We start from the raw sequence: 12,101 nt of genomic DNA on the forward strand, positions 1-12,101 counted from the left end.
ATAAACAAAGACATTGGAGACTCTTCATGCACTTGATTTCCAAGGTGCGGCCATGAGCCAGGCCACCCTCCGCGACATCGCGGAGGTCACCGGCCTGTCGATCGGCACCGTGTCGCGGGCGCTGAAGAACCAGGCCGGCATGACCGAGACGACCCGCAGCAAGGTACGCGAGGCCGCCATGCGCCTGGACTACGACTTCGGCCAGCTGAAGAAAGGACGCATCCGCCGCATCGCCTTCCTGCTGCACAGCCAGCACAACACGCTGGCGTCCAGCCCCTTCTTCTCGCCGGTGCTGCAGGGCGCCGAAGAAGCCTGCCGGCGCGAGGGTGTCGCCCTGTCCTTCATCGCGGTCGACCCGGCCGAGCCGGTGCTGGCCCAGATCCGCGTGCACCAGCCGGATGCCATCGTCTGCGCCGGCTTCTTCGAGCCGGAAGTGCTGGCCGCGCTGCAGCAGGTCGGCAAGCCTATCGTGCTGGTGGACATGCACAGTCGCGGCGTAACCTCGGTCAACCCGGACAATCTGCGCGGCGGCTACCTGGCCACCCAGCACCTGCTGCGCTGCGGCCGCAAGCGCATCGCCATGCTGTCCGGTTCGCTGGCCCACTACAGCATCCAGCAGCGCAATCGCGGCTTCCGCCAGGCGCTGTTCGACGCCAGGGTCCATGCCGACCCGAGCCTCGAAGTGAGCATGCCCTTCATCGACGAAGGCGAGGAGGCGGTGGCGGAAGCCATGCGCAGCCTGCTCGCGCTGCCGAAGCCGGCCGATGCGGTCTTCTGCTACAACGACAGCACGGCGCTGGCCGCCATGAAGTTCTGCCTGAACGAGGGGATGAAGATCCCCCACGATATCGCGATCGTCGGCTTCGACGACATCGCCGCCGCCGCCGCCGCCATTCCTCCGCTCAGCACCGTCCGCGTGGACAAGGAAGCGCTGGGGCGGGCCGGCATCGATTTACTGCTTCACCAACCAGACGACCACCCATCCCAGATAACCGTGCCCGTCGAGATGATCGTACGCGAGAGCAGTTGCGACGACTGATGCACATCCAACCATGCCTACCATGACTACTCTCCCGAATTTCCGCGACCCCGCCGTCCTGCTCGAGCATGCGCAGCACACCATGCGCTTCTACCATCCGCGCGCGATCGATCCCGCCGGCGGCATGTTCCAGTATTTCAAGGACGACGGCGAGATCTACGACCCGCGCCACCGCCACCTGGTCAGCAGCACGCGTTTCGTGTTCACCTATGCGATGGCCTACCGCCACTTCCACGATCCGGCCTACCTGGAGGGCGTGCGCCACGCCGTGCGCTTCCTGCGCGAGGCCCACCGCGCGCCGGACGGCAGCGGCTACGCCTGGATGCTGGACGGCCGCGACGTCGAGGACGGCACCCAGCACGCCTACGGCGAAGCCTTCGTGCTGCTGGCCTACGCGCATGCGGCGATGGCCGGCGTGGACGAGGCGCGCGCCTGGATCGGCGAGACCTTCGAGCTGATGGAGAAGCGCTTCTGGAACGAGGCGGACGGCCTGTACGCCGACGAAGCCAGCCAGGACTGGAGCACGCTCTCCAGCTACCGCGGCCAGAACGCCAACATGCACGCTTGCGAGGCGCTGCAGGCCGCCTGGCAGGCCACCGGCGAACAGCGCTACCTGGAACGCGCCTATACCGTCGCCTACAACATCACCCAGCGCCAGGCGCAGCGCTGCGGAGGCCTGATCTGGGAGCACTACGACGCCCAGTGGCAGCCGGACTGGAAGTTCAACATCGACGACCCGGAAAACCTGTTCCGCCCCTGGGGCTACCAGCCCGGCCACTTCACGGAGTGGGCCAAGCTGCTGGTGCAGCTGGAGGCGCGCGGCAAGGGCGTGCTGGACCAGGACGTCGACTGGATGCTGCCGACCGCCGAAAAACTGTTCACGGTGGCGGTGGAGAAGGGCTGGGACCCCGAGCACGGCGGCCTGTGCTACTCGCTGGCGCCGGACCTGACGATCTGCGACTGGCACAAGTATTTCTGGGTGCAGGCCGAGAGCGCCGCGGCGGCCGCCATGCTGGCCAAGCGCACCGGCAACGCCAGGTACTGGGACTGGTACGATCGCCTGTGGGCCTACAGCTGGACCCACATGGTCGACCATGAATACGGCGCCTGGTACCGCATCCTTGACCGCGAGAACCGCAAGCTGAGCGACGAGAAGAGCCCGGCCGGCAAGGTCGACTACCACACCATGGGCGCCTGCTACGACATCGTGGCCGTGCTGCAGGAGGCCGGCGATGCCTGATCCGACGAACACTGCGCCAATCATGCTGTGCGCCGGCGAGGCGCTGACCGACATGATCCACCAGGGCGGCGAACAGTGGGTGAGCCGCGTCGGCGGCTCCGTGTGGAACGTGGCGCGCGCGCTGGCGGTGCTGGGTGAGCCCACCGCCTTTGCCGGCGCCGTCAGCTGCGACCGTTTCGGCGACGCCCTGTGGAACGCCAGCGAGGAAGTCGGCCTGAACCTGGGCTTGATGCAGCGCGTGGAGCGCTCGCCGCTGCTGGCCGTGGTGGAGAGAAGCGAGCCGCCGCGCTACTTCTTCATCGGCGACGACAGCGCCGACCTGCACTTCGATCCCGAGGCGCTGCCCGCGGAATGGCTGGATTCGCTGCGCTGGGCCCACTTCGGCGGCATCAGCCTGGCGCGCGAGCCGCTGGCCTCGAAGCTGGTCGCGCTGGCGAAAAAGCTGAAGTTCCATGGCGTCAGGATCAGCTACGACCCGAATTACCGCAACGTGATGGGCAGGGAGTATGCGTGGACCCTGCAGAGCATGGCGACCCTGGCCGACGTGATCAAGGTGTCGGACGACGACCTGCGCGGCCTGCTTCCGCACTACGAACTGGACGAGGCGCTGCAGCATCTGCGCGGCTTCAATCCGGACGCGATCTGCCTGCTGACGCGCGGCGGCGAGGGCGCCAGCCTGTACCGCGGCGCGGCGCGCTGCGATGCGCGCGCGCCCAAGGTGGCGGTGGTGGACACGGTCGGTGCCGGCGACGCCAGCGTGGCCGGCCTGCTGCACAGCCTGGCCGGTCATCCCGATCGTCCGCTGCGGGCCCACCTGCATGCGGCGCTGGCGGCCGGTTCCGCCGCCTGCCTGCAGTCCGGCGCCACCCCACCGCCGCCGGCGGCCATGCAACAACTGTTCGAACAGCTCGAAGGAGAAGCCCCGTGATGAGCCCTACCCGTTTTGCCCTGTTCCAGCCGGCGCTGTGCGTCGCGCTGCTGGCCGCCTTCGCGCTGCCCATGGCCGCACAGAGCGCGTCCGCGCCGGCTGCCATCCCGGCCGCTCGGTCAGCTGGTCCTATGCCGGTCAACACCTTCATCGGCACCCAGGACGAAGGCAATACCTTCCCCGGCGCCTCGGCGCCGTTCGGCATGATCCAGGTCGGCCCGACCGCCGACCACTACGCCGGCTACCGCTACAGCGACAAGCGGATCCGCGGCTTCGGCCATTCCTACGTGTCCGGCGCCGGCTGCTGGGAGCAGGGCGGGCAGCTGCCGGTGCTGCCGGTGACCGGCACCATCGGCCCCGGCGGCGATTTCGACACCAGCAAGCCGGGCAGCTTCGACTACAAGAAGTACGGCGCCGAATACACCCACGAGGGCGAGGTCGGCCAGGCGGGCTACTACAAGGTCCAGCTCACCAGCTACGGCGGCATCACGGCCGAGGCAACCGCGCTGACCCGCGCCGCCGCCGAGCGCTACACCTTCGCGCCCGGCGCCGCCACCGGCCACGTGCTGCTCAACCTGGGCCAGGCCAACGAACGCCACAACGTGGTCGGCAGCGAAGTGAAGGTGGTGGACGACCGCAGCGTCGAGGGCAAGATCGTCACCAACAGCTTCTGCGGCGGCGCCAAGTACACCACCTGGTTCCGCATCGTGTTCGACCGCCCGGTGATCGCCCACGGCATCTGGGACGACCGCGGCGGCTGGCCGAACGCGAACGGCCCCAGCCAGGCGGGCGAAGCCAAGCCGCATGGCGTCTGGCTGAGCTTCGACCTGAAGAACGGCCGCGCGGTCACCGCGGTCAGCGCGATCTCCCACGTCGACGCCGAGGGTGCGCGCAGCAACCTGCGGGCCGAGGGTATGGCCGCCGGCAAGCCGATGAGCTTCGATGCGATGAAGGACAAGGCCCAGGCGGCCTGGCAGCGCGAGCTGGCCAGCGTGCGCATCGAGGGCGGCAGCAACGACGACCGCACCGTGTTCTACACCGCGCTCTACCACGCGCTGCTGCAGCCGATGACCGGCAACGATGCCGACGGCCGCTACCGCGGCTACGACAACAACATCCACACGGCCAGGGACTGGACCTATTACGAGTACTTCTCGCTGTGGGATACCTACCGCGCCCAGAACCAGCTGCTGGCCATGCTGCGCCCGCAGCGCGCGCGCGACATCGCGAATTCCGTGCTGAAGATCCGCGAGCAGGGCGGCTGGCTGCCGCGCTGGGGCTATGCCAACTTCGAGACCAATGTGATGACCGGCGACCCGGTCACGCCCTTCCTGGTCGACCTGTGGCGCTACGGCGCGCTGAAGGGACGCGAGCGCGAAGCCTATGAGGCGCTGCGCCAGAATGCCTTCGGCGTACCGCCGTTCAATATCCGCCCGCAGGGCCGCTCGGGCAACCCCAGCTACCTGCGCCAGGGCTTCGTGCAGTACGACCGCACCTTCATGGCCAAGGGCATGGACACCGACCCCCACCACGGCGCCTCGGCGACCCTCGAGTATGCGCTGGCCGACAGCGCGCTGGCGAAGATGGCCTGGGCCATCGGCGAGGAAGACGATTCGCTGACCCTGTCGCAGCGCGCCCTCAACTGGAAGAAGATCTGGGATGCGTCGGTGGTCGATGCCCCGACCGGCCAGCGCGGCTTCCCGCGTCCGCGCCTGAACGACGGCAGCTGGTTCGCCGACGTCGGCAGCGGCTTCGACCCGCGCGGCGACCACGGCTTCCACGAAGGCACGGCCTGGCAGTACCAGTGGCTGGTGCGCCAGGACATCCCGGGCCTGGCCGCGGCGATGGGCGGCAAGGCCGAAGCCCTGCGCCGCCTCGACCTGTTCTTCGACTACGACGCCGTGCTGGCCGACCCGAACGCCGTGCGCAAGTCCTGGGTCGTGGGACCGTACAGCTACTACAGCCAGTTCCGCTACAACCCGAACAACGAGCCCGACCTGCACGCCCCCTGGGTCTACACCCTGATGGGCCAGCCCTGGAAGACCACCACCGTCCTGCGCGCGGCCGAAACCCTGTTCGGCAACGGCCCCAGCGGCGTGACCGGCAACGACGACCTCGGCACCATGTCGGCCTGGTACCTGTTCAGCGCGCTGGGCATGTATCCGGACACGCCGGGCAGCGGCCGCTTCATCCTGCATGCGCCGCGCTTCGCCCGCGCCGAAGTCGACATGGGCAACGGCCATACCCTGCGCATCGAGGCGCCGGAAGCCAGGGCCGGCGAGCGCCGCTTCGTGCAGTCGGTGAACTGGGCCGGCAAGCCGCTGTCGCGGGTGTGGCTGGACTGGGAGCAGCTGCAGGCCGGCGGCACCCTCGGCTACCGCCTCGCGCCGCAGCCGGACACCGCGGGCTGGGGCACGCAGGCGGACGACCTGCCGTCAGCACTATAAGCACGATAAAAAATCGATAGGAGACACCGTATGGAACATATTTCGCAGCCGGCGCTGCGGCCGCAATCGGAGGCTCGCACGGGCAATACCGGGCCGCTGGTCATCATCACCATCCTGTTCTTCATGTGGGGCCTGCTGACAGCGCTGAACGACGTGCTGATCCCGCACCTGAAGGCGCTCTACACGCTGAACTACGTGCAGGCGATGCTGGTGCAGTTCTGCTTCTTCGGCGCCTACGCCATCGTCTCGTTGCCGGCCGGCATGCTGATCAAGAAGATCGGCTACCAGAACGGCGCCGTGACCGGGCTGGTGATCGCCGCCTGCGGCTGCGCGCTGTTCTATCCGGCCTCGATGAGCGGCTATGCGCTGTTCCTGCTCGGCTTCTTCGTGCTGGCGGCCGGCATCACCATCCTGCAGGTGGCGGCCAACCCCTATGTGACGGTGCTGGGCGACCCGCGCACGGCCTCGAGCCGCCTGTCGCTGACCCAGGCCTTCAACTCGCTGGGCACCACCATCGCGCCCATCCTCGGCGGCATCCTGATCCTGGCCGAAGGCGCCCAGGTCAGCGAGGCGGCCAGCGTCCAGAAGCCCTACCTGACCCTGGCCGGCGCCTTGTTGCTGCTGGCGGTGCTGTTCGCTTTTGCCCGCCTGCCGAAGATCGAACACGCGGACGACGGCGTGGTGCAGCTCGACAGCACCACCAAGGCCTCGGTGCTGGCCCATCCCCACCTGCTGATGGGGGCGATCGGCATCTTCCTCTACGTCGGCGGTGAAGTCAGCATCGGCAGCTTCCTGATCAACTTCATCGGCGAGCCGCACATCGCCGCCCTCGGCCCGGCGGACGCGGCCCACTACGTCAGCTACTACTGGGGCGGCGCCATGGTCGGCCGCTTCGTCGGCTTCGCGGTGATGCGCTATGTCAGCCCGGGCAAGACCCTGGCCTTCAACGCTGCCGTCTCGATCGCGCTGATCCTGGTCGCCATCTTCGGCCACGGCCAGGCCGCGATGTGGGCCATCCTCGCCGTCGGCCTGTGCAATTCGATCATGTTCCCGACCATCTTCAGCATGGCCCTGTACCGCCTCGGCAAATTCACCGRCCAGGCATCGGGCATCCTGTGCATGGCCATCGTCGGCGGCGCCGTGGTGCCCTTCGTGCAGGGCCTGCTGGCCGACTCGATCGGCCTGCAATGGTCCTTCGTGGTGCCGGCGGCCTGCTACGCCTTCATCCTGTACTTCGGCCTGAGGTTCGCCGGCCTGTACCGCGCCGGCGCGCAGCAATGAACAGAAGACGGCGCCTGCCGGCGCTGGCGGGAGCCAGCCTCCTGGCATTGGCCGCCCTGCCTGCCGGCGCGGCCCTGCGTCCCGCCGGCAAGGTCGTGCAGGCCCTGCCGTCCGCCGACGGCGTGGACCTGCGCCTGTCCAGCGGCGCCCGGGTCCACATCGGCTTCGCCACGCCCGACGTGGTGCGGGTGCGGATGACGCCTTCCGGCAGCTTCGCGCCGGACGTCTCCTATGCGATCGAGGGCGCGCCGCCCACCTCCAGGGCGACGCTGACGAAGCAGGGCGCGGTGACCGAATTGCGCTCCACGAGCGGCACGCGGGTGGTGATCCGCAACGCGCCCGAGCTGGCGATTTCGGTGTACGACGGCGCCGGCCGGCTGGTGCTCGCCAACGACCCGGCGCGTCCGATGACCTTCGACAGGGAGGAGGGCGCCGTCGAAACGGCGATGCGCCGCGACGACTACGAGCTGTACTACGGCTTCGGCGAAAAGACGCTGCCGCTGTCGCGGCACCAGCAAGCCACGGTGATGTGGAATTCGGATGTCGCTCCCTATGCGGTGGGCCACGATCCCTCCTACCAGGCGATTCCCTTCTTCATCGCGCTGCACGAAGGCAGGAGCTACGGCCTGTTCTTCAATAACACCTGGCGCAGCTGGTTCGACATGGGCAAGCGCGAGCCCCATCGCTACAGCTTCGGCGCGAACGGTGGCGAACTCGATTACTACGTCTTCACCGGCGGCGAAGAGCGCAGCCCGGCCGGCGTCCTGCGCGACTACACGGCCCTGACCGGACGCGGCGCCCTGCCGCCGCTGTGGGCGCTGGGCTACCAGCAATCGCGCTGGTCCTACATGAGCCAGGAAAAGGTGCTCGACATCGCGCAGGAGTTCCGCAAGCGCCGGATCCCGGCCGACGTGCTCTACCTCGACATCGACCACATGGACGGCTTCCGCGTCTTTACATGGAATCCGAAGACCTTCCCCGATCCGAAGAAGATGCTGGACCGGCTGCACGGCGAAGGCTTCCACGCCGTGACCATCGTCGACCCGGGCATCAAGCTCGATGAGAATTATCCGATCTACCGCAGCGGCAGGGAGCAGGGCGTCTACGTCCGCAAGCTTGATGGCAGCGAACTGCATGCCAAGGTCTGGCCGGGCATCTGCGCCTTTCCGGATTTCACCATGCCGGCGGCACGCGCCTGGTTCGGCAGCCTGTACGCGTCGGCGCTGGACCTCGGCGTGGACGGCTTCTGGAACGACATGAACGAGCCGGGCGTGTTCCCGGCCGACGGTTTCGACAAGCCCGAGATTTCGCTGGGGCCGCAGCGTAGCTTCCCGGTCGATGCCCGCCATGCCGGCGACGGCCGGCCCGGCAGCCATGCGCAATATCACAACGTCTACGGCATGCAGATGGCGCGCGCCAGCTTCGAGGGACTGCGCAAGCTGCGGCCGGAGCGGCGCCCGCTGGTGCTCACGCGCGCCGGTTTCGCCGGCGTGCAGCGCTACGCCGCGGTCTGGACCGGCGACAATTCGCCGACCTGGTCCCACCTGGCGCTGACGATTCCGATGCTGACCAATCTGTCGGTGTCGGGCGTGCCTTTCGTCGGCGCCGACGTCGGCGGCTTCATGGGCAGTCCGAGCGCCGAGCTGCATACCCGCTGGCTGCAGGCGGCGGCGCTGACGCCATACTTCCGCACCCATTCCAACGACGTCTCCGCCGCGCGCGAGCCCTGGGCCTTCGGCGCCGAGCTCGAAGGCATCAACCGCGCCACCATCGGGCTGCGCTACCGCCTGCTGCCCTATCTGTACACCCTGTTCGCCGATAACGAACGGACCGGCATGCCGCCGATGCGTCCGCTGTGGTTCATGTACCCCGGCGATACGCGCGCCAGCCTGGTCGACGACCAGTTCCTGCTCGGCGGCGACCTGCTGGTGGCGCCGGTGCTGCAGGAAGGGAAGACCAGCCGCGAGGTCTATTTTCCGCAGGGCGATGCCTGGATAGCCTGGTGGGACGGCAGCCGCCATGCGGGCGGCACGGTGGCGCAGGTCGCCGCGCCACTGGACCGGCTGCCGCTGTTCGTCCGCGCCGGCGCCGGCATTCCGACGGCGCCGGTGGTGCAGCACACGGGCGAGCTGAAGACGGTGCCGCTGACCCTGCTCGTCGCCGCCGGCGCCACCGGCGACAGCCACGTGTTCCAGGATGCCGGCGACGGCTACGGCTACCGCCAGGGAGGATCGCGCACCATCGGAATGCGGCAGGAGGAGGGCCAGGGCAAGCGCGGCCTGTGGCTGGACATCCCGCCCAATGCGGGCTACCAGCGCGTGGGTGCCGTCGAGTTCATCGGCATCGACGAGCCGCCGGCCGCCATCCGCATCGACGGCAAACCTGTGCGCGATGCGCAGTTCGACCCGGCGGCGCGGCGCCTGCGCATCCCGCTGCCGGACGAAAACGTGCAGCGGATCGAGCTCGAACACTGAAAGCTAATTGAAGGGGAAGCACGGTTAGAGTGGCGCCATATTCACCAGACCTATCGTTGGTATTCATGAAAAACGCTAACCGACTTCCGCTGCAAAACCCACCGGCCCAAGCCCAGACCGAGGTACAAGCGTCCGCTCCATCCAGGCCCCATCCGTTCTGGAAACTGATGGACATGCGTCTCGGCATCGTCCCGCTGCCCGTCTATCTCCTGCTGGTGGCGCTGATCGGCGGCTTCGTCGCGACCGGCAAGGTGCCGAACGATATCTGCGTCTCGATCGCCATCCTGACCGTCGGCGGCTTCTCGTGCGCGGAACTGGGCAAGCGCCTGCCGTTCTTCCGCAACATCGGCGCCGCCGCGATATTCGCCACCTTCATCCCGTCCTACCTGGCCTTCAGCCACCTGATCCCGGCGCCGGTGCTGAAGAACGTGGTCGACTTCACCAAGTCCACCAACTTCCTCTACCTGTTCATCTCGTCCATCATCGTGGGCAGCATCCTGAGCATGGACAGGTCGGTGCTCATCAAGGGCTTCATCAAGATCTTCGTCCCGCTGGCCATCGGCTCGGTGGCGGCCGGCATCGTCGGTACCGCCGTCGGCGTGGCGCTGGGCAAGGGCGCCTTCCACACCTTCTTCTACCTGGTCGCGCCGATCATGGCCGGCGGCGTCGGCGAAGGCGCGATCCCGCTGTCGATCGGCTATGCCGGCATCCTGCACGAAGCCCAGGGCGAGATCTTCGCCCAGGTGCTGCCGCCGGTGATGCTGGGCAGCCTGACGGCGATCCTGCTGGCCGGCATGCTGAATGCGATCGGCAAGAAGCGCCCGCACCTGACCGGCGAAGGCCGCCTGCAGCCGGGCGAGCAGGACGATGCGAAGCCGCTGGCCGAAGTCATTCCCCTGCATATGGACATCGGCCATATCGCGGCCGCCGGCATCACCTCGATCTCGCTCTACATGGTGGGCATGCTGGCCTTCCGCCTGTTCGAGTTCCCGGCGCCGGTGGTGATGCTGTTCGTCGCCGTCATGTTCAAGCTGTCGCGCGGCGTCTCGCCCCAGCTCCAGCAGAGCTCCTACGTCGTCTATAAATTCTTCTCGACGGCGGTCACCTATCCGCTGCTGTTCGCCATCGGCGCCTCGATGACGCCCTGGGACAAGCTGGTCGCCGCCTTCAACGTGACGAACCTGGTCATCATCGTGTCGACGGTCGTGACTCTGATGGCCACCGGCTTCGTGGTGGGCCGCAAGATGAACATGTATCCGATCGAGGCGGCGATCGTCAACGCCTGCCACAGCGGCCAGGGCGGCACCGGCGACGTCGCCATCCTGACCGCCGCCAACCGCATGCAGCTGATGCCCTTCGCGCAGATCGCCACCCGGATCGGCGGCGCGATCACCGTCACGCTGACGCTGATTGCGCTGGCCAGGCTGCACTAATCCTCCGCGTGTTTAGGAAACAGCACTAAATTGCAGCCCGATGTGAAGGGATTTGCTGAACGGCCGACGCTTCCTTTGTAATATCCGGAACGATCGCCTATCCTTCATATCGGAGTCATGCATGTTCGCTCGTCTTCGGCTGTCGCTGCTGGCCGGCGCCCTGGCCGCGTCCACAAGCTTCGCCGCCACCCCGGCACCGGGTAATCCCAACCATTCCGCGGTCTTCGGCGGCGGCCCCTTCTACAGCGGCGGCCAGGCGGTGATGGACGATCTGCGCGCATCCGGCTTCGACACGGTGATCCTGTGGAGCATCCACGTCGACGCCAAAAGCGGAAACCTCATCCTCAACGACAAGCTGCTCGTGGCCGACGGCCGCTATGTGGGCGATCCGGACTGGCCGTCCCGGCTTGCCACGCTCAAGCGGCAGCCCACCGGGGTCAGGCGCATCGAGGTGTCGATCGGTTCGGGCGGCACCAATGATTTCGCGGCCATTCGCGACCTGATCGCCGCGCAAGGCAGCGGCCCAAGCAGCATCCTGTACCGGAATTTCCAGGCTTTGAGAGCCGCGACCGGCGCCGATGCCGCCAACTTCGACGACGAAAGCAGCTACGACCTGGATTCGTCGGCCCGCTTCGGCAATATGCTGTCGGCCCTGGGCTACAAGCTCGCGCTGGTGCCTTATACGAAGCAGGCCTATTGGCGCAGCCTGAAGGATGCGCTCGGCGGCAAGGTCGACACCATCTACCTGCAGGTCTACGACGGCGGCGCGCGCAATAATCCCGCAGCCTGGTCGTCCGCGATGGGCATGAGCGTGAACCCGGGCCTTTGGTCGCTGCACGGCAAGGCTTGCCTGCAGGGCGATTCGCCGGCCGTCGTGCGGACCAGGATGAGCACGTGGAAGGCGACGGCCGGCATTACCGGCGGTTTCATGTGGCTGTACGACGATATGCAGGCCTGCGGTGCCAGGGCCGGCGCGGCGCAGTATGCGCAGGCGATCGAAGCGGCCGTTGGCACGGCAAACAGCCCATAAGCAGCCCATAAGCAGCCCATAAGCAGCCGGGTTTCCGCCTTGGCAGAACATCGCTAGCACATTCCAATTTGGAAGGCTACTGGACTTTTGCGTCTGTTTGCGCTATCATTAGTGCAATATATTTGTTCAAAAGTATCCCCGCAGCACCGTATTTCCTCTCAACGAGCGGGAAATAATTCTTGGGCCCAGCGCCCGTATCCGTAATCGTTTGACGCATTGTTCGTCAAAT

General features: G+C 67.2%; 8 protein-coding genes. All 8 read left to right on the forward strand.

All coding sequences use genetic code 11. The features are described 5' to 3' along the window. The first annotated feature begins 52 nt into the window (after positions 1-52). Positions 53-1,039 carry a LacI family DNA-binding transcriptional regulator gene (locus tag AB4Z32_RS06285; RefSeq protein WP_441935064.1) on the forward strand — a complete coding sequence of 329 codons (987 nt, stop codon included), beginning with the start codon at positions 53-55 and terminating at the stop codon, positions 1,037-1,039. A 22-nt stretch (positions 1,040-1,061) separates the two neighbouring features. Beyond that, positions 1,062-2,279, forward strand: coding sequence for an AGE family epimerase/isomerase (locus AB4Z32_RS06290; RefSeq protein WP_441935065.1), 1,218 nt, complete (start codon positions 1,062-1,064; stop codon positions 2,277-2,279). After that, positions 2,272-3,207: a carbohydrate kinase family protein gene (locus AB4Z32_RS06295; protein WP_441935066.1), complete on the forward strand. Its 936-nt coding sequence runs from the start codon at positions 2,272-2,274 to the stop codon at positions 3,205-3,207. Before AB4Z32_RS06290 ends, AB4Z32_RS06295 begins: the two co-directional genes overlap by 8 nt. Next, positions 3,207-5,654 (forward strand): GH92 family glycosyl hydrolase, encoded by a 2,448-nt coding sequence (locus tag AB4Z32_RS06300; RefSeq protein WP_441935123.1) that lies wholly within the window; start codon positions 3,207-3,209, stop codon positions 5,652-5,654. Before AB4Z32_RS06295 ends, AB4Z32_RS06300 begins: the two co-directional genes overlap by 1 nt. 30 nt (positions 5,655-5,684) lie before the next feature. Continuing rightward, complete coding sequence (locus AB4Z32_RS06305; RefSeq protein ID WP_441935067.1) at positions 5,685-6,935, forward strand: sugar MFS transporter; 1,251 nt, start codon at positions 5,685-5,687, stop codon at positions 6,933-6,935. Continuing rightward, positions 6,932-9,409, forward strand: a complete 2,478-nt coding sequence (locus AB4Z32_RS06310) for a glycoside hydrolase family 31 protein (protein WP_441935068.1) — start codon at positions 6,932-6,934, stop codon at positions 9,407-9,409. Before AB4Z32_RS06305 ends, AB4Z32_RS06310 begins: the two co-directional genes overlap by 4 nt. A gap of 65 nt (positions 9,410-9,474) precedes the next feature. Further along, entirely contained in the window at positions 9,475-10,842 is a 1,368-nt protein-coding gene (locus tag AB4Z32_RS06315; protein ID WP_441935069.1) for a 2-hydroxycarboxylate transporter family protein, read from the forward strand. Positions 10,843-10,963: 121 nt separating this feature from the next. Next, positions 10,964-11,872: a hypothetical protein gene (locus tag AB4Z32_RS06320; protein ID WP_441935070.1), complete on the forward strand. Its 909-nt coding sequence runs from the start codon at positions 10,964-10,966 to the stop codon at positions 11,870-11,872. Positions 11,873-12,101: the final 229 nt, after the last annotated feature.

It is taken from the genome of Massilia sp. 2TAF26, from assembly GCF_052115005.1.
GTDB lineage: Bacteria > Pseudomonadota > Gammaproteobacteria > Burkholderiales > Burkholderiaceae_D > Telluria.

What these genes read in the sequence shown, in the direction of transcription:
- AB4Z32_RS06320 (WP_441935070.1), top strand. Translation starts at nt 10,964, where the DNA reads ATGTTCGCTCGTCTTCGGCTGTCGCTGCTGGCCGGCGCCCTGGCCGCG.
- AB4Z32_RS06295 (WP_441935066.1), top strand. Translation starts at nt 2,272, where the DNA reads ATGCCTGATCCGACGAACACTGCGCCAATCATGCTGTGCGCCGGCGAG.
- AB4Z32_RS06285 (WP_441935064.1), top strand. Translation starts at nt 53, where the DNA reads ATGAGCCAGGCCACCCTCCGCGACATCGCGGAGGTCACCGGCCTGTCG.
- AB4Z32_RS06315 (WP_441935069.1), top strand. Translation starts at nt 9,475, where the DNA reads ATGAAAAACGCTAACCGACTTCCGCTGCAAAACCCACCGGCCCAAGCC.
- AB4Z32_RS06290 (WP_441935065.1), top strand. Translation starts at nt 1,062, where the DNA reads ATGACTACTCTCCCGAATTTCCGCGACCCCGCCGTCCTGCTCGAGCAT.
- AB4Z32_RS06310 (WP_441935068.1), top strand. Translation starts at nt 6,932, where the DNA reads ATGAACAGAAGACGGCGCCTGCCGGCGCTGGCGGGAGCCAGCCTCCTG.
- AB4Z32_RS06300 (WP_441935123.1), top strand. Translation starts at nt 3,207, where the DNA reads ATGAGCCCTACCCGTTTTGCCCTGTTCCAGCCGGCGCTGTGCGTCGCG.